This window comes from Flindersiella endophytica, from assembly GCF_054779015.1.
Genome location: NZ_BAAGYY010000041.1, coordinates 282,926 through 308,423 on the forward strand (window position 1 = coordinate 282,926; position 25,498 = coordinate 308,423).

14 protein-coding genes are annotated in these 25,498 nt (G+C 66.3%); 10 read left to right on the plus strand and 4 right to left on the minus strand.

Going from position 1 to position 25,498, the window contains the following annotated elements:
- Window positions 1–57 precede the first annotated feature (57 nt).
- From ACYVF6_RS42185 to ACYVF6_RS42195, 3 genes are all read left to right on the plus strand, one after another.
- Window positions 58–534, plus strand: coding sequence for a carboxymuconolactone decarboxylase family protein (locus tag ACYVF6_RS42185; RefSeq protein WP_460531265.1), 477 nt, complete (start codon window positions 58–60; stop codon window positions 532–534).
- 148 nt (window positions 535–682) lie between these two features.
- Window positions 683–2,149 carry a hypothetical protein gene (locus ACYVF6_RS42190; protein WP_460531268.1) on the plus strand — a complete coding sequence of 489 codons (1,467 nt, stop codon included), beginning with the start codon at window positions 683–685 and terminating at the stop codon, window positions 2,147–2,149.
- A gap of 18 nt (window positions 2,150–2,167) precedes the next feature.
- Window positions 2,168–3,082, plus strand: coding sequence for a bestrophin-like domain (locus ACYVF6_RS42195; protein ID WP_460531271.1), 915 nt, complete (start codon window positions 2,168–2,170; stop codon window positions 3,080–3,082).
- A gap of 818 nt (window positions 3,083–3,900) precedes the next feature.
- Here ACYVF6_RS42195 and ACYVF6_RS42200 read toward each other — a convergent pair.
- From ACYVF6_RS42200 to ACYVF6_RS42210, 3 genes are read right to left on the minus strand one after another with little or no spacing between them, the layout of a single operon-like run.
- Window positions 3,901–4,314 carry a toxin-antitoxin system YwqK family antitoxin gene (locus ACYVF6_RS42200; protein WP_460531274.1) on the minus strand — a complete coding sequence of 138 codons (414 nt, stop codon included), beginning with the start codon at window positions 4,312–4,314 and terminating at the stop codon, window positions 3,901–3,903.
- A complete protein-coding gene (locus ACYVF6_RS42205; RefSeq protein WP_460531277.1) occupies window positions 4,311–10,601 on the minus strand; it encodes an RHS repeat-associated core domain-containing protein in 6,291 nt (2,096 codons plus the stop codon). Before ACYVF6_RS42205 ends, ACYVF6_RS42200 begins: the two co-directional genes overlap by 4 nt.
- Before the next feature lie 10 nt (window positions 10,602–10,611).
- Complete coding sequence (locus ACYVF6_RS42210; protein WP_460531280.1) at window positions 10,612–13,956, minus strand: LamG domain-containing protein; 3,345 nt, start codon at window positions 13,954–13,956, stop codon at window positions 10,612–10,614.
- A 355-nt stretch (window positions 13,957–14,311) separates the two neighbouring features.
- Here ACYVF6_RS42210 and ACYVF6_RS42215 point away from each other — a divergent pair, with 355 nt between their 5' ends.
- Entirely contained in the window at window positions 14,312–16,039 is a 1,728-nt protein-coding gene (locus ACYVF6_RS42215; protein WP_460531283.1) for an FAD-dependent oxidoreductase, read from the plus strand.
- A 69-nt stretch (window positions 16,040–16,108) separates the two neighbouring features.
- Here the strand turns inward: ACYVF6_RS42215 and ACYVF6_RS42220 are convergent, their stop codons facing one another.
- Window positions 16,109–17,002: an HNH endonuclease signature motif containing protein gene (locus ACYVF6_RS42220; protein WP_460531286.1), complete on the minus strand. Its 894-nt coding sequence runs from the start codon at window positions 17,000–17,002 to the stop codon at window positions 16,109–16,111.
- 419 nt (window positions 17,003–17,421) lie between these two features.
- Here ACYVF6_RS42220 and ACYVF6_RS42225 point away from each other — a divergent pair, with 419 nt between their 5' ends.
- From ACYVF6_RS42225 to ACYVF6_RS42250, 6 genes are all read left to right on the plus strand, one after another.
- Window positions 17,422–18,399 carry a hypothetical protein gene (locus ACYVF6_RS42225; RefSeq protein ID WP_460531289.1) on the plus strand — a complete coding sequence of 326 codons (978 nt, stop codon included), beginning with the start codon at window positions 17,422–17,424 and terminating at the stop codon, window positions 18,397–18,399.
- Window positions 18,400–18,846: 447 nt separating this feature from the next.
- Entirely contained in the window at window positions 18,847–19,803 is a 957-nt protein-coding gene (locus ACYVF6_RS42230) for a carbohydrate ABC transporter permease (protein WP_460531292.1), read from the plus strand.
- Window positions 19,800–20,720 carry a carbohydrate ABC transporter permease gene (locus tag ACYVF6_RS42235; RefSeq protein ID WP_460531295.1) on the plus strand — a complete coding sequence of 307 codons (921 nt, stop codon included), beginning with the start codon at window positions 19,800–19,802 and terminating at the stop codon, window positions 20,718–20,720. Before ACYVF6_RS42230 ends, ACYVF6_RS42235 begins: the two co-directional genes overlap by 4 nt.
- Window positions 20,717–22,168 (plus strand): alkaline phosphatase family protein, encoded by a 1,452-nt coding sequence (locus ACYVF6_RS42240; protein WP_460531298.1) that lies wholly within the window; start codon window positions 20,717–20,719, stop codon window positions 22,166–22,168. Before ACYVF6_RS42235 ends, ACYVF6_RS42240 begins: the two co-directional genes overlap by 4 nt.
- Window positions 22,165–24,006, plus strand: a complete 1,842-nt coding sequence (locus ACYVF6_RS42245) for a glycoside hydrolase family 2 protein (protein WP_460531301.1) — start codon at window positions 22,165–22,167, stop codon at window positions 24,004–24,006. The genes ACYVF6_RS42240 and ACYVF6_RS42245 overlap by 4 nt, the downstream gene beginning before the upstream one ends.
- Before the next feature lie 2 nt (window positions 24,007–24,008).
- The gene (locus ACYVF6_RS42250; RefSeq protein ID WP_460531304.1) at window positions 24,009–25,496 is read left to right on the plus strand and encodes an alkaline phosphatase family protein; all 1,488 of its coding nucleotides are present in this window, start codon (window positions 24,009–24,011) and stop codon (window positions 25,494–25,496) included.
- The last annotated feature ends 2 nt before the right edge of the window (window positions 25,497–25,498 follow it).

Consider the following 25,498-nt stretch of genomic DNA (forward strand, 5'->3'; position numbering starts at 1 on the left):
GCCGGGCCAATCCGTCCTGAGAGACGTAGGCAAAGACAACGGCACAGGAGATGGCTGATGGAAGCTCGACTGAACGTGATGGCGAACCCGAACGCCGGCAAGGTACTGAAACACCTGATGGCCACGGGCCGGGCGATGGTGGACCTGGGACTGTCGACGTCGCTGCGGGAGCTGGTGTCGCTGCGCGTCAGCCAGATCAACGGCTGCGCCGTCTGCGTGGACATGCACGTCAAGGAAGCCGCCGCGGCGGGCGAGACCGCGGTCCGCCTCAACCTGGTCGCGACCTGGCGGGAAGCCGCGGTCTTCACCGAGGCCGAGCGCGCCGCTCTCGAGCTGGCCGAGCAGGGCACCCGGATGGCGGACGCCGCCAGTGGCGTACCGGACGACGTGTGGGCGAACGCCGCCAAGCACTTCGACGAGGACCAGCTCACCGCCCTGGTCATGACGATTTCCGTGATGAACACGATGAACCGGCTGAACGTCATGACGCAGCAGCCCGCCAAGGGCGACTACGTAGCTGGCGCGTTCCACTAGCAGGGGCGTCACCGCCCGAGCCCCTCAACCGTGCGATTTTCGTGACAGCGGGAGAACGCGCAGCTACCGTTGTTTCAGAAAACCAAGCTCGACCCGATAGAGGGGGGAAGGGCCGGTGTTTGTGACGGCAGGTTTCGCTGCCGCCATTATGTTTCTGTTGGCAGGTTCGCCTGTCCTGGCGTCTGATCTGTTGCATTGCCCGAAGGCCGACCTTGCGGTCAGCATGACGGGCTCGCAGCAGGTCAGGCCGGGTGCGGCGGGCTCCTACAGAATCGTTGTAGAGAACGAAGGTGAGGCCAGCGCCTGGCACACGAAGGTGCGTGTGTCGGTCGATCCGGCGCTGATCGTCACCGGTGTTCCCGATGGCTGCGCGCTCACCGAAAACAAGATCAAATGCAAGCGAAAGAAGATCAAGAGCGGCGAGAGCTGGAATATCGAGCTGCCCTTCAGGGCAATTGACGACGCTGTCCTGGACAGCACGGCTTACACGACGGCGACGGCCGACTCGGTGTCCGACGACGCCGATGAGTCGGACAACAGTACGGCAATCAGGACCCATATTGGGAAGCCGCTTGCCGATCTTGAGATCACCGCCACTCGTCCGCCGGAGCTCGCGCCAGGGACGTCATATGATCTGAGATTCAAGATCGTTAATCGGGGTCCGGCGACAGCGCCGAAAGCCCGCGTGACCGGCGTGGTCGACGGTCATCTGATCGTCGAAAGAATGTCGGATTCCTGTCGGCTCCACGGTGGAAACCTCGCCTGTGAGCTCGGCCGACTGCGGGCCGGTGAGAGCCGTGAGCTGCGCGCGCGTGTACGCCTTGGCGCCAGGCGGGTCGGCCGCACGCCGCTCACCAGCCGGTTCACCGTCACGGGTCCCGCCTCCGACGACCCCGATCGTTCCGACAACGACGTCGCTGTCAACGGCCGGATCGTTCCTGCCCAGCTGAGCTTGCGCACCGGCGTGAGTGACACGAACCCTCGTCCCGGTGCGGAGCTGACGTTCACAGTCGAGGTCGGGAACGCGGACGGTGCCGGCACCGCGGCCGATGTCGTCGTCGCCGACCGGCTGCCGGCCGCCGTCGACCTGATCGCGGCCGAGCCGTCGCGCGGTGGGGTGAACCCCGCCGGCGACGGCCGGCTGCTGTGGTCGGTGGGCGATCTCGCCGCGGGAGAGTCCGCGAGCCTGGCTCTGCGGGTGCGTGTGACGACCGGCGCGCAAGACGACACTGTTCTGGTCAATCAGGCCGGCGTCGTCCGCGGACCGCCGGCGACGGTCACCAGCGCCTGCCCCGGCACGCCGCGAGAGTCCTGTTCCACGACGGATCCGGTGCCCGCGGCGGCGGCGCCGGCCGCCGAGGTGCCCACACCGTCGACGTCGCCGGTGCCACGGCAGGTGACACCGCAACCGCGACCGTCACCGACAACCGGGCGACCCGGCCACACGCCGACGCCCACGACCACGCCTGAACCCACGACTCGGATCGCCCTCGTGCCGCACGTTCACGGCAGCAGCCCGGCAGGGTCGGGGTTCGGCCCGCTGCTCGTGGTCAGCATGTCGCTGACGTCGGTGCTGGTCGCGATCAGATTGCTCCTGTTCCTGCGCAGAAGATGATGGGGCCGCTCCATGCCAATGACAGAGACGGAAACGCCGGAGCCGACGACCGAGGAGGCCGCGGAGTCCCGCGCCGCCCAACGTGCACGGAGACGGGCCTCGAGCCTGCGACTCATGGTGCCGTTGGCGGGAGGGCTCGTGGCGGTCGGCGCGATCTACCTTGTCCTGAAGTTGTCGATCGGCCTGTCGATGTGGGTCGACGCTGCCTTCCTGGTCGTCCTCGCGATTGGCGCGGCCCATCTCGGGTTGTCGATCGTGTGGCGGTTCTACCCGCCGCAGAGCGCCGACAGCGACGCGGTCAACGCGACCTTCGCCACCGTAGCGACGATCTACGCGTTGCTGTTCGGCTTCGTGATCGTCATCGTCTGGCAAGCGGTCACCGACGTCCAGGTGGCCGTCACCCGCGAGACCAACGCGATCGTCGAGCTCGACCAGATGGCCGGAGGGTTCAGCACCGCGGACCAGCGCAGAGTGCAGAACGCGAGCCGTGCATACGTCCGAGCCGTGATCGAGGACGAGTGGCCGAAGCTCGACCGCGGCGAGGTGAGCGAGCCGGCCGAGGCGGCCCTGGCCGAGCTGTGGAGCACCTACACCAGCATGAGTGCCACGGACCGGTCGAGCCCGCTCTACTCCCAGTCGATCCAGCGCATGAACGACCTCGGCGACGCCCGCCGGGCCCGGCTGAGCGCCAACGGCTCCGCCCTGCCAGACCTGCTCTGGGTGCTGCTGTGGTCCGGAGCGGTGCTGACCCTGTTCCTGGCATACCTGTTCAAGGTCGACAGCATCCGGCTGCAACGAGTCCTGCTGACGTTGCTGACCGGTGTCATGGCGCTCGCGCTGTTCCTCGTCGCAGCCCTCGACCGACCATTCGACGACAGGCTCCCGGTGACGACCGACACGTTCGGACGAGTACAGACAACGATCAATCGCTAGTTCGCAGGTTCCACCGTGAGCGCGTTTTGCCGTTAGCGGGTTCTCACCGTGGGGTAGGTTGCGGTGTGTCCGGTGGTTGCTGAGTGGCTGGCGTTGTTTCTTTGTCTGCGGGTTCGTGGGTGCCTGGTGTTAACGATGTTTGGTGGTGACGGTGGGTGCCCCTTGAGCAGGCCTACCGGACCAACGTTTTCGTCTGCGGGTTCGCTGTAGTTAACCTTCTGTGATTGAGGTTCAAGAATTTTCCTCTGCCACAGTTCTGAAGATCTCCTGGCTAGGCGGCACGTGGGGAATCATGCAGACGGTTACGTCTTGGGTGTTGCTCGGGGTCGATCCATGGTGGTGGGAGGAATTCCGGTCGGCCGTGGCCACCTGGCCGGACCACCCATTGGCTGTTGTGGATGGTGGTGTGGTGGTGGCGGCATAGCAGTACCCCGTTGTCTCCTCCTGTGCGGCCGCCATCACCAAACAGTGAGCACGAGGCATCTTGGGTTGGCGGTCGAGCCCTCCAGCCGAACAGCCTGCCAGTCCAGAATGTCCGTGTTCTTAGGATCGGTGCTCAGTCCGGGCATGAGGCGCCCGGGACGGTCACTGCCTCGCGACCTTTGCTGTGGGTGCGCCTTGTTGGAGGAACTCGCCATCGACCAGCAGACCGAGGAGTGGCCGAGGAGCGGCTACGTCGAACGTGTCGGTGGGCGCGAATGACTGCAGAGCTGCCTTCGCCTCAATGCACCGTTCTTGGAAGGGGAGACACGCTACCGCTCGTGCCGTTCGCGGCGGCGAAGCTTTATTGGAAGAACGAGTCGCCGTTTGGTAGTTGCTTATGTTGGCTGGTTGTACTTCCTGCGGTACCGCTCAAGCAGTTCAGCGTTGTAGCTGTTCGGATCGAGCTCGTAGGACTCGATGACCTCCTCGTCAGGGCCGAAGGCGCGTTGATGCAGGAGGATTCCGTACTCGTACCGCGACTCCAGCGTTAGCGTGCCGTCGGAGTCGAACTTTCTAGACATGCCATGAAGCGCACCGCCGTAGTAATACGACTCACTTCTCAACACTCCGGATGGATCCCAGGATCTAGCTGGACCCGTTTGCAACCCGTCCTGATATGTCACTTCGGACCGACCGATCTCGGGAGATTCTTCGTAGCCCACGCCCGTGAATGGCAAGCCGTTCAGCGTGAACACCTGGTCGGCCTCGAAGTCTAGCTCTTCGTCCGGGACAACCCGCGGCTCGTTCACTGGACCAAATCCTCTGCTCCGTTGAGGATGGGTGCACAGTTCGGACACATCTCTATTGGATTCCCCTTCTTGCTCCCTCTCAACCGCACACTATAGACCAGGAAGTCCTCCAGCTTTGAACCCTGCCGCGCGAATAGCCCTTGATTGACGGCATGGACCTCCGAGTGAGCCCCAGGCTCGCCGTGGAAGGGGGCCGGCGGACCTTCGAACGCGTCAAGCGCCCTCCTCAGGAGAGGATGAAGCTTCTCCGGGACGTCCCCGTTCAACCCGAAGAAGATGGCCCCAGTCTTGCGATCCATCGCACCACTCAGAACTGGGCCATGCAGGTCGTTGGCATGCGCGGCCATAACCCTGGCCGCCAATTCGTCGACTTCAGAAGCGAGCTTGGCGGCCAGCTTGGCTTCGCCTTGGGCAGCTGTGGTTGAGGCTTTGGCGGGGCCCATGGGGATGATGAAGGAGGCGACGATTCCGGCGAAGTAGGCCCCCGAGCCGGTGTCGGCGCCGACGCTGTAGGCGAGGGCTTCGCTGGGTGTCGGTAGTCCGGCGAGTTCTTGGCCGGCGAACACGGCCGGGCAGAGTGGGCCAGTTCCGATGCATTGGGCTCCGTCCAGTGTGGCGCCCCATACGCCTGCTGCGTAGTCCTTGACCCAGTTGCTCTTCGGTGGGTTGGCGGCGGCCACTTCGTGTGCCCACATGGTGATGGCGTAGATGACCGAGGCGGCCTTCATTGCGACCGTGACCACCTTCTCGACCTTGTGCCACGTTCCGCCCGAAGGCTTCGTGTTCGACGAGGACGAGCTCCGGCCTCCGCTGCCGGCTCGGCTGGGGCTGCAGCCGCCGCAGCCGGCGCCTTCGTCGTTGGGGCGGAGGCCGGTGGGATCGGAAGCGGTGATGGGGTTGTTGTTGCCGTAGCTGTAGCCGGTCAGGGATTGTGGGTCGGTGGGGGCGAGGACGGGGTCGACGGACAGGAAGCGGCCGGTGGCGGGGTCGTAGTCTCTGGCGCCGAGGTGGACGAGGCCGGTGCCGGTGGTGTTGTCGCCGTAGCCGCCGACGAAGGAGCGTGTGGAGACCCAGTCTGTGGGTTTGGTGCGCAGGACGCCGTAGGGGTTTTCCCGTCGCCGGGATGCCGCATGGGTCGTCACGTCGATGGTGACCAGCGCTGTGTTGTGCTGGTCGACCGCCAGCCAGGACAGTTTGGTTGCGCCCGTGCCTCCGGCTGGGTCGTTGGTGCGGACGGCGATGGTTTGTCCGTTGTGGCTGTAGTGCCGTACGCCGGACAGGGTGCCGCTGCTGGACAGGTGTGCTTCGGTTTGGCCGAGGAACAGGACGGTTTCGGCGGCGTCCTTGCGTAGGAGGAGTTGACCGTCGGCGTCGTAGATGTTGCCGGTGGTGTTGCTCCCCTCAGCGATGGAGGCGAGCTGACCTTCGTCGTTCCAGGTCAGCGTCTGGTCCGTGCCAGTGTTTCGATTGACCCGGGAGGTCGTGTTACCGGAAGCGTCGTAGCCGAACGTCTCCGTCGTGCTGTCGTCGGAGATCGACGACACCGCGTGAGGCTGCGCAGCACCGGCGGCCGGATAGGTGTACGTCGACGTCTTGTTGCCCGACGCCAGGTGATCGGTCTGGGTCTTGCGCAGTCCCGTCGTCGTATAGGTCCACGAGCTCCAGTACGGCGCCGGGCCAGTCCCCATCGTCGGCGTGCCGCAGGTGCCGCCGGACAGTGTCCAGACGTCGGTGAGGCGTTGGTATCCGTCGCGTTTGTAGCATTCGATCTCGACGGCCCCCGCGTCTTCCTTGACCGAGGTGATGTCGCCGATGTCGTTGTAGGTGTAGTGGCGGTCGAGGTGTCTTGCGCCTTGGGTGTTGACCGTTGTCGAGGTGACCGAGCGGGTGAGACGGCGGGTGCCGGACTCGTACTCCATCGCGATCGAGGCGTAGCGGTCCGGTGCGGCCTGGAGCTTGTAGAGCTCGGGGTCGCCGAGCTTGTTGTAGACGGTGTTTGTGACGTAGGTGGACGTGCCTTCCACTTCTTCGGGCATGTCGAGCTCGTTGTAGCCGAAGGTGAGGAGCTCGAACGGCAGTCCGCCTGCGGCGGGCAGGCCTTGGAGTTGCTGGCTGCCGTCGATGTTGTAGGCGGCGGTGGTGCGGTAGTCACCGGCCAGATCACCTTCAACGGCCGGGATCACCACTTGCGACTTGATCGGCCGGTAGAGCTTGTCGTAGTCCAGGACCTTCTTGGTGTAGGCGTTCCCGTTGACGTAACGGATGGACGCGACCGGTTGGCCGACGGCGTTGGGCACGGTGTCGTAGGTCCACTCGGCCAGCTTCGTGCCGGTCAAGGACCCCTGGAATAGGCCAGTCTTGCGGCCCAGGCCGTCGTAGCCGTAGGCGAGTGTCCTGCCGCGGGCGTCGGTGGAGGTGGCGAGCCGGTCGAGGTCGTCGAACGTCTGGGTCACGTGACCGGCGTCGGGGTCGACGGATTCGGTCTGACGGCCGCGGAGGTCGAAGGTGTAGGTCCACTCGTTGGTGTCGGCGTCGGTGATCTTGCGGAGCCGGTCGGCCGCGTCGTAGCTGTATTTGGTGGCGGTGTTGGTTCCGGTTGGTGCGCCGCTGGGGTGCTCGCGGCGTTCGATGACGTTGCCGCGGGCGTCGGTGATCTCGGTGACGCCGGGGCCACCGTCGGGTGGGTCGACGTAGGTGCGGTCGCCGCCGTAGGTCGTGGTGGTCTGCCATCGGTCGACCCGGATGTCTCCGGACGCGGGTGCTGTGGAGAACGCCGCGGTGGTTTGGCGGCCGGCGCCGTCGTAGGTGTAGGCGGTGATGGCCGGTGTCGCGGCGTCGGTTGTGGTGACCAGGCCGTAGCTTGGGGCGGAGGAGTTGTAGAAGTCGGCACGTGTCTTGCTGGCAAGGCCTCGCGCGTCGTACTGGGTTTCGTTGACGACACGGCCACCGCCTGGTGCGGGTTTCTGGGTTTGTCTGGGCCGTAGCCAGCCGTCGTAGATCTCCCAGGTCGTGTTGTAGGTGTCGCCGTCGTCGCGGATCGTCGAGGTTGAGACGGCCGACGCGGTGGTCTTGGAGACGCGGTAGGAGAACTTCAGGTTCGGGTTCTCGCTGTTGGCGCGCACCCTTGTGGGCAGCCACACGCTGGTGATGCGGCCAAGCGCGTCGTAGTCGAGTTCGGTGAGCTTGTTGTTGGTGTCGGTCTGCTTGGTCGGCACGCCCCAGGCCGGGTCAATCTCAGTGGTCAGGGTGTGACCGAGCGGGTTGGTGACCACGGTCTTGGTGACCGGGCCACCGGTGGTCGGGGTGAACGCGGTCCTGGTCGTCTTGTTGTCGGCGTTGGTCACCGCGGTGGCGCGGCCGTGCGCGTCATAGACGGAGGTGGAGACGGTCTGGTAGGCCGGTGTGGCGCCGTTGTAGGAGGCGAGCCGCTGCTCCGTGGTGGGATTCCCGCGGGTGGGCGCGGCACTGACTGCGCCGTTGTCGTAGGCGGTCCGGACGTCGGTGAGAACGTCGTCGGGGCGGGTTGGTGTCGCTGTGCAGGCCGCGCTGACGGTTTCCACCCGTGAGGGATAGGCGAGCATCCAGTCGGTGCGGTTCTGGGCGTAGGTCGTGCGGGTGCAGCGGTCGTCCGCGGTGGTGGCGTCGTCGCCGCGGTCGTCGGCGTAGTCCAGCAGCCCGTCAGCGGTGTATTCGTTGATGAGCGTGGTACGGCGAGGTTCCCTGCCACCGTCCAGCGTCGTGCGGGTCTTGTTCGAGCGAGTGTTCACCATCCACGCGGTCTTGCCGCCACCGGACGCCGACTGGACTGCCCACGGCAGCGCGATCTCGCCGTTGACCTCAGCGCCGCCGACACCGTTGAACACACGGGTTTCGCGGACGAAACCGGCGAAGTGGTCGGAGTCGGTGACCACGCCGCCTTCGGAGTCGGTTACCGACGCCGGCCGGGTGCCGCCGGAAGCCGTGCGGTTGCCGTCCATGCCACGGAAGTACAGGGCGGTGGACTGGGACCTGGGGCCGACGTTGACGTCTCCGGTTGTGGTGGTGACGGTGGCGTAGCCGCGCCAGTCGGACCAGGTGCGGTACTTGGCCGGTGTCAGCTCGTCGGTGTTGTACCGCCACGCGCCACCGCCGTTGTAGGAGTAGGTGGTGGTGACGCGGCTCGAGGCGGCCACGTCATCTACCTGCGACACCGAGGCGACCAGATACTTGTGGAACCAGTCGATCCTCGGGTCGAACTCGCCCGGCCGTGTCCAGTACGAGGGAAAGCAGGCCTTCGTATTCGTATCCGGCGCAGGAAGGGCCGATCGGGTGCATTCGGTATCCCGGTAGGTCAAGTCAAGGCTGCCGCCGGTCTCCGACGTGATCTCGTGAACGCGCCACTTCATCATCGGCGCGTTGCCCTCGATCGCGTCGACGCGGTTGGTGTACTGGCCTCCACCGAAGGTAACCGCGGGCAGTGTGATCGCGCCTGTTCCTGAGCCGCCGGTGTGGACGATGTTGGCTAGCCACAGGGCTGCTGAGGTGCCGTCACCGGGTGCGGGGAAGGTGTGGGTCAGCGTCCAGGAGTCGACGGTGGCGTAGGCACCCGACTTGTACACCTGTGTGGTCACGGTGGCCAGGCGGTTGCGGGAGAAGAACGTTGGGGCTGTCTTGCCGGTGCAGGCCTGGGTGGCCAGGCAGATCTGGTCGGTGGGTACGTCGGGCCAGGCCGACTGGCCGGTCGGGCAGGCGCCGGCGCTGTCTTTGATGCAGCGCAGTTCGGGGGTGAACACGACCTTGGCCGGCGCCGATGTGGAGTAGATGGTGTCGGCGCGCTGGCCGTACTCGATACGGGCCAGGGATCCGCCGCGCACATAGACACCGACCCCGGCTGTGGTGTCGCCGTTCTTGGCGTAGTAGTTGGTCTCTCGCGCGTACCACAGCGACATCGCGTTGTCGTTGGGGTCGACGACGTAGTCGAGGTTCCATTTCCAGGCCTGGTTACAGAACGATGAGGCGAAACCGGCGGAGTTGTAGCAGGGCTCATCTGGGTCGTCGCCGGCGACGGGGACGTAGAACACCGAGGAGGTGCCGGGTTTCCCGCTCGCCCAGCCGGGCAGGACGTGCATGCCGAAGAAGTACTGCGTGCCGTCGGTCGTGGTGAGCTTCCAGTACTCCCGGTCGGAGTCGCCGTTGGCGTTGGGGTTGGTCAGGCGCTGCATCCGCGACCCGTCGTCGTCCTTCAGCCGCCACACACCGGAGTCGGCGTCCTTCACCAGCTCGGTCGCCCGGCCGTCCAAAACCAGGGTGGCGTTGTCGGATTTCCAGCACAGGTCACCCTTGTCGGTGTGTCCGTCGTCAACGCAGGAGGCGTACTTGCGTTCCACATACGACGTGCCGAGCTCGAATCCCTGCCCCGCCTGGGACGGCTGGTTGTTGGTCGAGGCGACCATCCCGTCGACGCTCTGCGAGGAGTAGCTCAACGCCAGGTTCGGCTCCGGACCGCCGACACCCGGCGGCGTACGGAACGGATACGACCAGGAGAAGTCACCGGACGAGCCACCCGCACTCCAGGTAGCCGACGCCGACAGTGCCGTGGCTGAGAAGTCACCGGTGTCGCTGGACGCGCCCGCCAACGCACCCAGCACCATCGGCCTTCCCGCCAGGTCGACGGCCGCGGTCAGCTTCTGACCCGCTGTGTCATTTCTCGCCGAACGGATGGCCGTGGCTCGCGAGCATTCCGGTTTGCCTGGAGACGTCCATGCGCACTCGGGCAGCGCTACCAGCCGCAGCCGCCGAGACCAGTCCCCGCCGTAGGCGCGGGCGTAGCCTGAGTAGTCCAGACTCACCCGCACCTGTCCCGAACCGCCATTAGTGCCGGGTGACAGTCGAAGGAGGCCGCCTTCGGTGGCGGCGCGGGTAGCTCGTGTCCGGTCGGCAAGTTCGACCCTGACACTATCCGGCGACTGCTTGCCTGCCGAGGCAACCCAAACCGGCAGAGTCCCGGCCTGAACCGGCTTGCCGGCTTCCCTCACGCCCGCCTGGGCCGGCATCGTCACGACGGCCTGACCGGCCTTCGGCCAGGTCATCTTTGGAGGCGTTCGCAGAGCCGCCTTCGCCGTGCCGTCCCGCCGCGCACGCGGCTTCGGAACGACCTTGGTGACCGGGATCGACTTGTCCGGCCGCAGTGCCGGTCCGTCGGCTCTGGCCGAGTCGCCGATCGGTGGAGGAGCCGTTTGCAGCAACGAGAAGCCCAGACCTGCGACGACTGCTACCGCGATGCCCTGAATCTTGCGGGAAATGCGCATGCCCAGCCCCTCAGCCGTTGTACCACTGCAGATAGATGTCGTCCTGGTCCATCACGCCGGTGTAGAGCCGGACATCATCGATCCGTCCCGCGAACGATGTGGAGGTGTCCACGCCGGCCCACTCCCGCCCCAACATGACCGCCGAGGTGGCGTGCCAGGGATCGGCGTACGCGGCACCGTCTTCGATGTCCTGCCGGACACCATTGACATAGAGGAAGATCCGGCCGTCGACGCGGTTGTAGACAGCGGCGATGTGAGTCCAGTCCGAATAGTCCTCGCCCGCCAGAGCATCGTCGGAGACGACCTCGGCGCTGCCGGTTCCGGCGTTCGTGCGTCCGAACCGCCATCGAACTGGACTGGAGCGCGATGTCCCAAGATCGAAGGTGTCCTTGGCGGTGTTGCCTTGTGCGACGACAGCACCGTTGTGACTGGCGTCCGTCGGCTTCACCCATGCGGTGATGGTGAAGCTACCAGTGCCGTCGACAATCGGGGTGCCGGTCGGGCCTCTGGCGTAGCCGTTGGCGTCGCCGGTGACCTGCAGGACTCCACCGCCGTCCCGGTCCTCCACGACCTGGGCGCCCGACGCCAGCGCAAGGTTGAACCCGTATCCGGCGCTGTCCCGCGACGGTGTGTCCTTGTCGTCGAAGGTCCACTGGGCAACCAATTCGGGAGCGTCCTTGTTTGCGGCGTCCTTGATGTCGGCCTGCTTGGCCACTTCCTGTGGTGCGAGCCACCGGTTCCAGACCCGGACTTCGTCGATGCGGCCCTTGAACGGGGCACCGGCGATGCCCGGATAGTTCCAGGAGCCGACTTCGAACCGGCCGCCCGCGAACCAGGCCGGCGACGTCATCTGGTAGGTGTTCTGGAGGACGCCGTTGATGTAGAGCCGGATCTGGTTCGCCGAGCCGTCGTACACACCGAGCACGTGTGTCCAGACACCCAACGCGGGGGCGGTCTTGGAGTACACCGTTCCAGCGAAGGCGAGGTTGTCCTGGTTCTGCTTCTGGAACGCCCACCTGTCGGAGCTCTTCGAGTAGTACAGCAAGAACTCGTGCACTCCATCGGTCGTGGCCTGGCGAGCGATCGCCTGGTTCGCGGCGTTGGAGTCCAACCGCACCCACGCGCCGACGGCGAAGGAGTTGAAGGTCGACACCGCCGAACCGGACGCCGTCGCGTAGTCATCGACACCATCCAGCAACAAGGAGTTCCCGCGACGGCCCAGCTCGGACCAGGAACCACCCTGCAGCGTCAGGTTGCGTACATTGGTACCTCCCGCCGTGTCCGCAGCGGTCGTCCCGGAGGACTCATCCAGCTTCCACACACCGCTAGGTGGGGCGCCCCCAGCGACGTTGAACGAGTAGTAGTTCGTCGTGGACGTGTTGCCGGCACGATCGATCGCGACGGCCTTCAATACATTGACGGCCTCGAAGTCCGGCCAGATCTGCACCACCACCGGGGCTCCGGCACTCGACGGATACGCAGACTTCCAGTCACGGCCATTCAGCTGCCAGCGGTACTCCACAACATCGGTCGCCGAACTGTCGATGGTGAAAGCGCCCACCTGCCCGACACCACCGTAGGCGCCAGTACAGTTTTGGTTCGAACTCTGCTCGCAGTAGGGGTCACCGACAACTGACGGCGGAGGCGGATAAGAGATGTCAGGACGGAAATAACACCAGCCCGACCACGCCGACCCATCCGTACCCTCCGACGTGGACTCCTGCGCCTGCACACGAAGCCGGTACACATGACCACTGGTCAGTTCACCAGCAGGCACCGGAAGATACTCCGTCGTCCCCGACGACACAGCTACGCTCGTCGTCGCCGCCCACGCCGGAGCTGACCCACCCACCTCGTAGACCTCGAACCGGCCACGCAACTTGGCGCTCGAGCCATCCGGATCGGTCAACCGTGCCTGCAGCCGCGGCGTCACACTCGAGATGAACGGCGCATCCGCCTGCGAGCTCACACACGAGGTCGACGGGTCCTGAATCCGCACCGACGACGGTGTATCCGGTGGTGTGTTGTACTGCACGGTCAGCACCGGGTAGCTGGAGTTGGTGGAGAACTTCCGCCAGCCCTGCACGTTGCCCGGGTCGGTGGAACGCATGCCGAGCGTCAGCGTGGACGACCTGGCAGCGGCCACAGCCTCCACCGCCGGCTCAGCGTTCCACTCGGTCTCGGTGAAGCCTGGGCAGTATTTGCGGTTGCCATGGCTCTTGTAGTCAGTACCGAGGTCCTGGATCGGGTTCGGACCGGGCCAGCGGGTCGACGATGAGATCGAGCCGGTCCTGCTGAGGATCACACCTTCGGGTCTGGTGCCGCCGCAGGTGTTGTACCAGGAGTGGTTCTGGGCATGCCGGAAGGTTGCGGACAGGATGTGCTTGCCGGCGAACGCCGAGGTGTCGAACCGGTAGAACACCTTGGAGTTCTTGTTCTGGCTCGACTCGTAGCCGACGCGGGCGACCTGGGTGGAGCTGTTGATGAACCGGTAACCGTTCTCCCAGACCATCGCCCAGTACGTCCGCTTTTGCGACCGGCTCACCGCCGGATCGATCACCAGCGGAAACGTCACGTCTGGATCGCTCAGCAGCCCCTGATCAGGTGTGATCGTCATCGTATTGCCGGAAACCGACACCTGGACGGGCGCCGACTTCGCCTCCTGCGCCTGCTCGATGACAGACGCCGAACTCGTCGTGTCCGCGCCCGTCGAGTCCCACATGAGCGGCGGCGCACCGGAAAACCGCACGCGGCCACTGGCATCCTTGGCCACCAGTCCGCCGTCGGCGTCGGTGGAGAGGCTCAGGTCGTCGCCTTCGACCGTCAGGCGCAGCGTCGCCAACGCGGGATTGGCGGCAGCGGCGGGTGTCTTGACCACGAAGTACGAGGCGAAGCCGGTCGCACCAGCCTCGAGCACCAAGTCGACGTCGGGTAGCACGTTGGGGTAGGTCGCGGTCTCACCGGCCAGGACAGGCGCCGGCAGTGGCCCATCCGGCCACGAGAGCGCGAAGCCCTTGCCGTCCTCGTCGATATCGACCAGGCTGGTCGAACCGCCGCCGGAGAACGCGAGCTCGACCGGCGCGACAGCAGGACCGACCGACCCGTCCACACGTCCCGTCAGACCCGTGTTGACATCACGCCAACTACCGCCGGAGTCCTTGACCCGAACCGGCCACGCCGACACCTCAGCGGTATACGAACCGTCCACCTCCGCGGTCACCTTCTGCGTCTCGGTGGTCAGCTCAGGCACCGCGACCGCAGCACGAGGAGTCGCCTTCGGCACAACCGACCGGTCGGCGGAGATATCGGTTCGCATGGTCGCGGACACCGGCGCTTGATGCAACGCACCGAACATCGCGACCAGAAGAGACGCCGATAGCGCACACGAAAGTACCCGTCTAACGACGCGCATGATCCCCACCCAGAGTAAGCGTTTCCCCGCCTGTCCTCCCCGACAAGCCAAACGACTTGAGTCTGCGGAACCGAAAACTACCTGTCAAGAGAGCAAAACCGGACGCTGACGCGAGCGCCGCCGGGCAATTGCAGCCGCAACGGTTCGATTCGGACATCCGTCAGTGCGGGCGGCTGGCAGTGTCCATTCGGCGTCTACGAAACGTCCATGGAATTCGGGGGACGGGCCGGCCATGCGTCAGGTATCTTCTCCTCGTTTGGGTGGGCTGGCCGTTGGCCACGCGGGAGGGGATGGGTGGATGTCGGTTTCGCGGAGGGCTTTGCTGGGCGGTGCGCTCGGTGGGTCCGTCACCGGGCTGGTGGCGAGTGGGGCGCTGGTGTTCGGGGCGCCGGAGGCCGCGTACGCCAACGGGCTGGCGCCGACGATGGACGAGTTCGAGGCGCAGGTCGTGGTTGTCGGTGGCGGGCTTGGCGGTGTAGCAGCGGCGCTCGGAGCGTTGCGCAACGGCGCTTCGGTTGTGCTGACCGAGGCCACCGACTGGATCGGCGGGCAGCTCACGTCGCAGCTGGTGCCGCCGGATGAGCATCGGTGGATCGAGCCGACGCTCGGGGCGTACGGGCAGACGGCCGCGTACAAGAGCCTCCGGGCGGCTGTGCGGCAGTTCTACAAGACGTACTTCCCTGTGACGACAGCGTTCAAGAACGACTCGCAGCCCAATCCCGGCAACGCGTGGGTGTCGCGGATCGCGGCGGATCCGGCGGTGTGGCGGATGTGCTTGTGGACGTTGCTGATGCCTTACGTGGCGGGTGGGAAGCTGCAGATTTTGCTCGGGCACAGGCCGGTCGCGGCCACTGTGTCGGGCGACCGGATCACGGCTGTCAACATGGCCGGACCTGACGGGGTGACGCGGACGGTGACCGGTCAGTACTTCGTGGAGGCCACCGAGACCGGTGACCTGCTGCCGTTGGCAGGTGCGATGAACGTCGTCGGGCGGGAGGCCGGTGGTGCGGCCGGCACGAACGAGCTGCACAACACCAACCCCACCGCTGACACCGAAGACCAGCAGGGCTTCACGATGGTGCTGGCGGTCGGCTACAACCGGGCGGGTGGCGACTACCGGATCAGTAAGCCGGCCGCCTACGACATCCACCGCGACGCGTTCGTGAAGTTCTTCAGTGCGAATCTGTTCGACCCGACCAAGGACTACTCCTACGACGACGGCCCGAACTTCTGGCAGTACCGGCGGATCGCCGCCCTGCCGTCGTTCACCGCCGGCTCGTTCGTCGAAGAGGTGTCGCTGCTCAACTACGCCTGCAACGACTTCAAGACCGGCAACCTCGTCGAGGTTCCCGACACCACGAAGCAGGAGAACATCGCCGCGGCCAAAGAACTGTCCAGCTGTCTCCTTTACTACTTGCAGCATGAGATCCCCCGCTCCGACGGCGGCGCCGGCTATCCCGCGCTGCGGCTGCGGCCCGACGTGTCGGGCACGCTCGACGGCATCGCCAAGGCCCCCTACATCCGGGAGGCCCGGCGACTGGTCGGCCTGGGACGCATCGCCGAATGGCACATCGGCGTTGACGACCGGTCGGCCCGGTTGGGCAAGCCCGCCGAAGAATGCACCGCCGCCGACTTCGCCGACACCGTAGGAACCGGGCACTACTGGATCGACATCCACCCCGGGCCGAAGAACTCCGGCGGGCTGTGGACCCGCTGCTACCCGTACCAGATCCCCTTGTTCGCCATGATCTCCCGCAACATCACCAACCTGATCGCCGGCGGCAAGACCATCAACACCAGCCACGTCACCAACGGCGCCTACCGCGTGCATCCGACCGAGTGGAACATCGGCGAGTCCGCCGGCGTGCTCGCGGCGTACTGCACCACCGCCCGGCTCAGCCCTGCGGCGGTACGCAGCACCGCCACCAAGCTCGGCGACTACCAGGCCAAGCTGCGGGCGCAGGGTGTGCAGACGACCTGGCCCGCCGCCGTACGCAGCCAGTGGCTGAGGCCACCTCAGACATAGGCGCGATCGCCGAGCTGCATCGTTCGTCAGCTGTGATGCGCGTCACAACGAGTCTCGCATCTGACAGTATCATTGCAGGTCAAGCAGCCTATCGACCTCATGGCTGTGGCGGCACCATTCGCGTGGGATTTGCTTGTCGAGGCTGGTGATGCCGCCGGTCCACCAGGGTTTGATGTGGTGGGCGTCGCACCAGGCGGCGGGGATGTCGCAGGCGGGGAAGGCGCAGCCGGCATCGCGGAGGTCGAGGGCTTTGCGGAGTTTGCCTTCGAAGCAGCGTTTGGCCCGGCCGACGTCCAGCGGGATGCTGTGGGTGTTGAGGATGGCGGGGATGGTGCCGGCGTCGCAGGCCAGGATCCGTGCTTTGGCGGCGGTGATGGTTTCGCCGGTGGGCAGGAACGCCGCACGCAGACCCTTCATGAGGTCGTCCAGGCGCATGGTGAGCATGAGTTGGGTGGGTTCGCCACCATGCTTGGGGAGGGTGCCTGACTGCATGGATCGGTGGGCGAGTTCGACGAGGGCGTCGGCCATGCGTTGCCCGAAGCTGCGGCGCTCACCAACCTCGCTGCCGTTCTTCTCCTCGGCCGTCGGTTTGGCCAGCGGTTCGAGGGCGGTGCGCACGGCGCGGGCGGAGGCGGCGTCCAGGCGGCCTCCGAAGTGGACGATCCCGTCGTGCGTGTCCTTGAACCACAGCACCCGCTCGCGGGCGGCTTCTTTCTCCTGCCGCTCCAGCTGCCTTTCGAGTCGGCGGTCGTCGGCGTCGGGATCGATGCGGCGCAGGACGTCCTTGCCGAACAGGGCGACTTTGTCCGGGCTGAATTCGGCGGCGGCCTGCATTACTGCCGCGGCTTCTTCCCGTGCGGTCAGCACTTCGGCTTCGGTGAGTCCGAACAGCGGCAGCTGCGCCACCTCGCCCAGCGTCTCACGCACCTGCGCGAGACCACGAAGAATGCAGCTACCGCTCATACATTCGATAATACCCCAAGTCGGGAGAAATGAGATACTGAAGCGGAGTAAAATTCTTGAACCTCAATCACAGAAGGTTAACTACAGCGAACCCGCAGACGAAGAACATGGCCCGGTAGGCCTGCTCAAGGGGCACCTACGCCAGCCACCCTATTTCGTTAACGCCAGACACAGCGAACCCGCAGACAAAGAAACAACGCCAACCACTCAGCAACCACAGGACAACCGCAACCTACCCCCCCCAGTGAGAACCCGCTAAACGGCAAAACGCGCCCAAGGCCAGGCAACGACCAAGCGCTCCCGGGATGGATCGAGGCTTCGGAACAGAGACGGAAGACCGTATTGACCAACCCTCGAGCCGGGCCTAGAGTCACAATCGATTCGGGCACGGCCGAAACACGAATGGGGAGGGATGCCTTGTGAAGGTCGTTCGGTTTCTGGTCGCGGCTGCCGTCGGGCTGGGCTCGCTGCTTGTCACGGGAGCACCGGCCTACGCGGAGGTCCTGCACGACGACGTGACGCCGGGGACGTTCAGCGCGCCGTCGAAGGACGGCGACATGAAGGTCTATCACCTGGCGACGATCTCGTTCGAGGTCGCGTCGGGGCAGCGCACTTACGTCAACGGGAACCTTACGTTCGCCAACGCCGACATCCCCACGCTGGTCGACGCCTCGGTTTCCTGCGCGGTCGGCGCCAGCACTGCCGGCAGCGTTGTGCACAACGAGAACATCGGTCCGGACCGGCAGCCGTCGGTCGCGATCTCGGCGCGGATGCTCGCCGCGGCGCCGTACGCAGGCACGATGTACTGCCGGCTGTACGCCTGGGTGAGCTCGCTGCGCTCGACGCCGAGCACGTTCTCCGTGACGCGCGGGGAGCTCGAGGTCGGCAGGCGCAGCGTGCCGGGTGGGATCCAGGCCGCGTCGACCAACCAGGTCACGACGATCGGCAACCCGGTGTGGACGCCGGTGATCCCGGGCTCGGCGTCGGCGGGGAGCGTCACCGGGCTGTGGCAGCCACCGGCGGGCACGTCGGCGTTGACGGTGTTCGGCGACCTGTCGCTGACCAAGTGCCGCACCGGCGACGCGTACGGCTGTCCGCCGACCAGCTCGACGACCGACACGAAGGTGGTGACCACGTTGTACGTCACCCAGTTCAACTCCGACGGCTCGGTCTGCGGAACGCCGGCGACGTACTCGACCACGCTCACGATCAGCGACGCCCGCCGCCATGACGTCGCGTACACGAACCTCCCGTCCGTGCCCGTGGCGACCGGTGGCCTGTGCGTGCCGAAGTTCTCGATCTACCTCAAGTCCCAGGTCACCTCCGGCGGCGCCGCGGTCACCCACGGCCGCGCGACCGCCGGCGAGATGGGCGTGCTGTTCGTCCTGCCGACCTGATCAGGAGCGGCTACGCCGTACGGGACCGCGCGTCCGGCCAGCGCGGAATCACCAGCGCCAACGTCCGATCGTCATCGGATCGCAAAGCAACGTGGCGGCAGTCTCAACGCAACCGGCGGACACTGGGCCGTACGCCCTGTCCCGACGGCGCGGCGGGTGGCCGCACCTCAGCAGGTTCTGCAGGTGCTTGCCGATGCCCCCGGCCCGGCCCAGCGAGCCGGCGACGGCCTCTGTACGCGCGGCCCGCCAAACGCCCGCGGGGGCAGGGCGGCCACTCACGATAAGTCTCCTCGCGAACACGTTCGGTTGACGGCTCGACCTCTCGGGAAACCCCAGGCCGAGACCGGTTTCGGACCTTGTGCAACGTTGTATTCAACGTAATACTAACGACCGCAGACGAGCCCGAGAACAAGAGAAACCGAGAGACCGAGAGCCGATGGATCGCGAATGACGATCGGAACACAACAGGACGTACTCACGTCCACGTCCAAGCGAGATCGCCGCCGTGGGCAGGGCAAGCAGCAGCTGTGGATCTGGCTGCTCCTCACCCCCACGGTCGTCGTGTACGGCGTCTACACCGTCTATCCGATCATCGCCAGTTACTGGTACTCGTTCCTCGAGTGGAACGGGTTCGAGGCCGAGAAGACGTTCGTCGGCCTGCGGAACTACCGCGATGTGTTCGCCGACAGCCTGTTCTGGAACGCGTTCTGGATCACGATCCTGTTCATGGTGGTCGTGGTGCCGGCGAAGGTCGTCCTGACGTTCCTGCTCTCGGTGCTGCTGAACTCGAAGCAGCTTCCGCTCTCCACGCTGTTCCGCACCGCCTACTTCCTGCCGGTCGTCACCACGACGGCGATCGTCGGTGTCGTGATGCAGTTCGTGTTCGACCCGGCCAGCGGCCCGATCAACACCCTGCTGATCAAGACCGGTCTCGTCGACCAGGGCGTGAACTTCCTCGGTGACTCCTCGTCCGCGCTCTGGACGGTCGCCGGCGTGTACGTCTGGAAGTGGTTCGGCATCACGATGATCTACTGGCTGGCCGCGCTGCAGACCATCCCGGAGGAGGTCTACGAGGCGGCCAGGATCGACGGTGCCAACGCCTGGCAGATGATGCGGCGGATCACGTTGCCGCTGCTGAAGCCGTTCCTCGTCATCATCACGTTGCTGTCGCTCGAGTCGGCGCTGAAGATCTTCGACTTGATGCAGACCATGACCGGCGGCGGGCCGTTCTACGCCACCGAGGTGATGGAGATCTACATCTACCGCTGGGCGTTCACGGCGACCATTCCCCAGCTGGGTTACGCCTCGGCCGCGGCCGTGTTGTTCGGGGTGTTCGTCTGTGTCGTCGGGCTCCTGCAGTTGCTCGGCGTCCGCGCGGTGCAGAAGGCGAGGGCCGAACGATGACGTTGGCAACCACGACCGAACGGCAGGACGAAGCGCCCGGCGGCATCCGCCCGAGGGGGTCCCGCGGCGGCAAGCGGCCGGAGGGCTGGCTGCTGCGGCGCCTGCCCTGGTGGATCATCACGGTGGTGCTCCTGATCGGCGCTCTGCTGTGGATGTACCCCTTCCTCTGGATGGTCTCCGCGTCGCTCAAGGACCCGCTGGAGATCTTCGGATCCGGGCTCAACCTGCTGCCCGACAGCCCGAAATGGGAGAACTACGCCCGCGCCTGGCAGGACGCGAACTTCGGCCGCTACATGTGGAACACCGTCGTCATCACGGTCATCACCGTGCTGCTCGTGGTGCTGCGCTGCGCGATGGCCGGCTACGCCATCGGCCGCTACAACTTCGTCGGCCGCCGGGTGGTCGTCGTCGTGCTCGTCGCGACGTTGTTCGTGCCGACCGGATACACGATCATCCCCGTCGTCGAGATCTCCCAGCAGCTCGGCCTGCTCAACTCGCTCACCGGCGTGATCCTCGCGCTCAGCGGTGGCGGTCACGTCGCGATGATCCTGTTGTACTGGGGCTACTTCCGGCAGCTGCCCAAGGAGCTGGAGGAGTCGGCCGTCGTCGACGGTGCGGGCTTCTTCACCATCTTCTTCCGCATCATGCTGCCGCTGGCCATGCCGGTGACGGCGACCGCGACGCTGCTGACGTTCCTGTCGACGTGGAACGCGTTCTTCCTGCCGCTGGTGTTCACGTTCTCGCGGCCGGACCTGCGCACGTTGAGCGTCGGCATGCAGGCGTTCGTCGGCGAGAACACCACCGACTGGTCCGGAATGGCGGCCGCGGCGACGATCTCGCTGCTGCCGGTCGTGGTCCTCTTCATCCTGCTGCAACGCCACTTCGTCCAGGGACTCGCGGGAGCGATCAAACAGTGACCGATCAACCAGCGACCGAACAACCGAACATCCTGCTTCTCTGCACCGACCAGCAACGGTTCAACGCGCTGGCAGCGTACGGCAATCCCGAGATCAGCACGCCGAACCTCGACCGGCTGGCGGCCCAGGGTGCGCTGTTCGAGAACTGTTACGTGCAGAGCCCGGTCTGCGGGCCGTCTCGGGGCAGCCTGATGACCGGGAAGTACGTGCACTCGCACGGGCTGTGGGCCAACGGCGTCGGGCTGCCGGCCCACGAGCGCTTGTTCACCAGAGATCTGGCCGACGCCGGCTACGACTGCGGCCTGGTCGGCAAGCTCCACCTGTCGGCCTGCTTCGCCGGCCGCAGCGAGCGCAGGCTCGACGACGGTTTCCGCGTGTTCCGCTGGGCGCACGACCCGTACAAGGGCTCGTCGGAGAACGCCTATCATCGCTGGCTGCGGGCGAGCCATCCCGGCCTGTACGAGGAGGCGCTCGACCCGGGCTCCGACGTCACGTTCGACAGCATGCCGACCGAGGCGCACTACAGCCACTGGATCGGCGAGGAGACGATCTCGTTCCTGCGTACGGATCGCCGGCGCGACCAGCCGTTCTGCTTCATCGCGAACTTCTTCGACCCGCACCACGGCTTCGGCGCTCCGAAGGAGTATCTCGACAAGTACGACCCGGCCGGCCTCTCGCAGCCGATCACCACACCGGACGAGCTCGCGGGCAAGCCGCCGATCTACACCGAGGCTTCGCAGCGCTCGTACGCCGGACACGCCAAGGGCTACGCGGAGTACACCGCCGAGGAGCTGCAGGAGACCAAGGCGGCCTACTACGCCATGGTGACCCTGGTCGACGACGAGGTGGGCCGGATCCTGGCCGCGCTCGACGAGGCAGGCCTCACAGAGGACACGATCGTCATCTTCACCAGCGACCACGGCGAGATGCTCGGCGACCACCAGCTGATGCTCAAAGGCCCGATGATGTACGAGTTCGCCGTACGCGTGCCGTTGCTCGTCCGGTGGCCGGGCCGGATCCCCGCGGGGCAACGCAGGCCCGAGCTCGTGCAGTGGATCGACCTCGCACCGACGCTGCTCGAAGCCGCCGGCCTGCCGCCGTCGCCCGCACACCAGGGCGCGAGCCTGCTCGGCCTGCTCGCCGGAACCAAGGCATGGCAACGCGACTTCGCCCTCTGCGAGTACCGCAACAGCGGCCATCCGTACGACCAGCCGGTCCACACCACGATGCTGCGCCACGACCGCTGGAAGCTCGTCGTGCACCACGGCGGCGCGACCGGGCGCGAGCACACCGGTGAGCTGTACGACCTCGCCGACGACCCCAACGAGCTGACCAACCTCTGGCCAGATCGCGAGCACAGGGAAACCCGGCTCGACCTCTACGAGCGGCTGCTCGACGCCCTCGTAGCCACCGAAGACCGTTCTGCGAGCCGGGAGGCTTACTGGTGACCGCTTTCTCTCATCCGCGACCGCAGTTCCGACGATCCGGCTGGACGGATCTCTGCGGGACCTGGCGGTTCGCGTTCGACGACGCGGACGAGGGACTGGCCCAGCACTGGTACGCCGGCGGCGAGCTCGACCTCAGCATCCAGGTTCCGTACCCGCCGGAGTCCAAGCTCTCGGAGGTCGGCGACACCTCGTTCCACCCGGTCGTGTGGTACGCGCGTGAGTTCGAGACGCCCGAGCTGACGGACGGCCGCCGCCTGTTGCTGCACTTCGGCGCGGTCGACTACTACGCCACGGTCTGGGTGAACGGTGTGCACGTCGGCGAGCACGCGGGCGGGCAGACACCGTTCGGCTTCGACGTCACAGACGTCCTCGACCTCGAGCGTGCGGGCCAGACCGTGGTCGTACGTGCCGAGGACCGGCCCACCGACCTCGGCCAGCCGCGCGGCAAGCAGGTCTGGACAGAGGAGCCGCACGGCATCTTCTACGACCGGACGACGGGGATCTGGCAGCCGGTGTGGCTCGAGGTCGTCGCGCCGGTCCACATCGCCGAGCTGGCCTGGACCACGGATCTCGAAGCGGGCTTCGTCCATCTCGACGTCGGCCTGGACCGGCAGGCGGCCTCGCCGCGGACACTCGAGGTGAGCCTCTCGCACGACGGCGGGTTGCTGGCCGCGCACTCGGTCCGGCTGACCGGCACGAGCACGCGGATCACGTTCACGCTCGACGAGCTCACCGGCGACGGCCGGCTGATGCGGCTGCTCTGGTCGCCGGAGTCGCCGACGCTGCTCGACGCGGAGATCGTGCTCACAGGCGCCGAAGCAGACGCCACGGATGCCGTCGAGGACCGGATCCAGAGCTACGTCGGCCTGCGCAGCTGCGGTTTCCGGGACGGCCTGTTCCTGCTGAACGGACGGCCGTACTACCTGCGGATGGCGCTCGAGCAGGGCTTCTGGCCGCAGTCGCACCTGGCCGCACCCGACGCCGGGGCGTTGCGCCGTGAGGTGGAGCTGGCCAAGGAGCTCGGGTTCACCGGCGTCCGGATCCACCAGAAGGTCGAGGACCCGCGTTTCCTCTACTGGTGCGACCGCCTCGGCCTGCTGGTGTGGGGCGAGTTCGGCAGCGCGTACGTGTTCTCCGACAGCACCACCGAACGTACGGTCCGCGAGTGGCTGGACGTCGTACGCCGCGACCGAAGCCATCCGTGCGTGGTCGCGTGGGTGCCGTTCAACGAGAGCTGGGGTCTCCCACAGGTCGCGACCTCCCGGCAACAGCAGGATTTCGTCCGCGCGGTCTACCACCTCACCAAGGCGCTCGACCCGACCCGGCCCGTGATCTCCAACGACGGTTGGGAACACGTCGTGAGCGACATCTGGGGCGTGCACGACTACGCGCCGAGCGGTGAGAGCCTGCGCCGGCGCTACGGAACGCCCGAGGCGCTGGAGCGGACCCTGCACGGCCCCGGCCCGGGCCGGCGCGCGGTCCACGTGAACCGTCCGAAGCGGGAGGGCCAGCCGGTCGTCATCACCGAGTTCGGCGGCCTGTCGTACCGGCCGGAAGCCGGACAGAAGTGGTTCGGCTACGGCACGGTCGAGTCGCCGGAGCAGCTGCGCGACAACTTCGCCGACCTGGTGAGCGCGATCCTCGACTGCGAGGACGTCGCGGGCTTCTGCTACACCCAGCTCACCGACACCCAGCAGGAGCGCAACGGTCTGTTGACGGAGGACCGCGAGCCGAAGGTGCCGTTGGAAGAGATCCGCGCGATCCTCCAGCGCCCCTCACGCGCGATCCCGGCCGAGGACGTCGACGTGGCTCGCCGGGCCGCCCGGAGCCAGGGCTAGCAATGCGTCCCAACCTCCTGCTCGTGATGACCGATCAGCAGCGCGCCGGTCTGACGGCGGCGGACGGCTTCCCGCTCGACACGATGCCGTTCGTCGACTCGTTCACAGCCGGAGGATCGCGGTTCCGGCGGGCCTACACGACCGCGCCGGCCTGCGTTCCGGCGCGTACGAGCCTGCTGACCGGGCGCTGGCCGTCGACCCATCGCGTACGGCAGAACTCCACCACCCGCGAGGTGGTACGCGGCGACGACCTGCTGGATGTCCTGCGTGCTGCCGGCTACGAGTTGCACTTCTCCGGCAAGCCGCACATGTACCGCGGCGAGGCCGACTTCGACAGCTTCGCCGGCCCGTACGGCCACGAGCGCGGCCCGGACGAGACCGCTGAGCAGCAGGCGTTCGCCCAGTGGCTGAAGGGGATCGACCACGGTCCGGCGAGTGAGCCGACGCCGTTCCCGCTGGAGGTGCAGTACCCCTACCGGATCGTGTCCGACGCGATCGCGGCGTTGCGGGAACGGGACCTCTCGAAGCCGTTCTTCTCGTTCGTGTCGTTCCCCGAGCCGCACAATCCGTATCAGGTGCCCGAGCCGTACTTCTCGCTGTTCCCGGAGGAGGACATCCCGGATCGCCTGGCCGGGCCCGAAGGCGCGTACGCCAAGGGTGGAAAGTTCACCTGGCTGCGTGAGCTGATCGAGGAGAAGCGGCCGGGCTACGACGACCTGTGGCGGCGGTACCGCGCGAACTACTGCGGGATGCTCCGCCTGATCGACGACCAGGTGAAGCGCCTGATCGGCCAGCTCGCCGAGAACGGCCTGCTCGAGGACACGCTGGTGCTGTTCGTGGCCGATCACGGTGACTACTTCGCCGACTACGGCCTGCAGCGCAAGGGTGCGGGGTTGCCCGAAGCGCTGATGCGGATCCCGTTCGCGGCCGTCGGGCCCGGTGTCGTGGCGCGGGACAACCAGACCGACTTCGTATCGATCGCCGACCTCATGCCGACGCTCTGTGAGGTCGCGGGTCAGCCGATTCCCCTTGGCACACAGGGAAGGAGCCTCTGGCCGATGCTCAGCGGCGGCGACTATCCCGCCGGGGAGTTCACGAGTGTTTACGGGGAGCGGGGCTTCGGGGGACAACCGTACGACGACGATGCCCGTCCACCTCTGCACTTCCCCTACGAGGGTACGAGGTTCGACTGCCTGAACAGCGTCACCCAGAGCGGCTTCACCAGAGTCCTGCGCCAGGCGAACTGGAAGCTGGCGTACGACAACACCGGCTGTGGCGAGCTCTACGACCTCGCCGCGGATCCGCTGGAACTGGACAACCGATGGGACGACCCGAGCGTGCGGGACGTCCGGTTCGAGTTGACGGAGCAGCTCCTGTGGTGGTCCACGCGGCTCGCGGACGACCTGCCACGTGGCACCTACGTGCCTCGCGAGGTGGAGCGCAACTGGTACTCGCGCATCCGGGTCCCACAGGTTCCAGAAGGAGCATGACC

Coding starts and splice junctions, on each gene's coding strand:
- ACYVF6_RS42185 (WP_460531265.1), top strand. CDS start 58: ATGGAAGCTCGACTGAACGTGATGGCGAACCCGAACGCCGGCAAGGTA.
- ACYVF6_RS42190 (WP_460531268.1), top strand. CDS start 683: ATGTTTCTGTTGGCAGGTTCGCCTGTCCTGGCGTCTGATCTGTTGCAT.
- ACYVF6_RS42195 (WP_460531271.1), top strand. CDS start 2,168: ATGACAGAGACGGAAACGCCGGAGCCGACGACCGAGGAGGCCGCGGAG.
- ACYVF6_RS42205 (WP_460531277.1), bottom strand. CDS start 10,601: ATGCGCATTTCCCGCAAGATTCAGGGCATCGCGGTAGCAGTCGTCGCA.
- ACYVF6_RS42210 (WP_460531280.1), bottom strand. CDS start 13,956: ATGTTCGGTGCGTTGCATCAAGCGCCGGTGTCCGCGACCATGCGAACC.
- ACYVF6_RS42215 (WP_460531283.1), top strand. CDS start 14,312: ATGTCGGTTTCGCGGAGGGCTTTGCTGGGCGGTGCGCTCGGTGGGTCC.
- ACYVF6_RS42220 (WP_460531286.1), bottom strand. CDS start 17,002: ATGAGCGGTAGCTGCATTCTTCGTGGTCTCGCGCAGGTGCGTGAGACG.
- ACYVF6_RS42230 (WP_460531292.1), top strand. CDS start 18,847: ATGACGATCGGAACACAACAGGACGTACTCACGTCCACGTCCAAGCGA.
- ACYVF6_RS42235 (WP_460531295.1), top strand. CDS start 19,800: ATGACGTTGGCAACCACGACCGAACGGCAGGACGAAGCGCCCGGCGGC.
- ACYVF6_RS42250 (WP_460531304.1), top strand. CDS start 24,009: ATGCGTCCCAACCTCCTGCTCGTGATGACCGATCAGCAGCGCGCCGGT.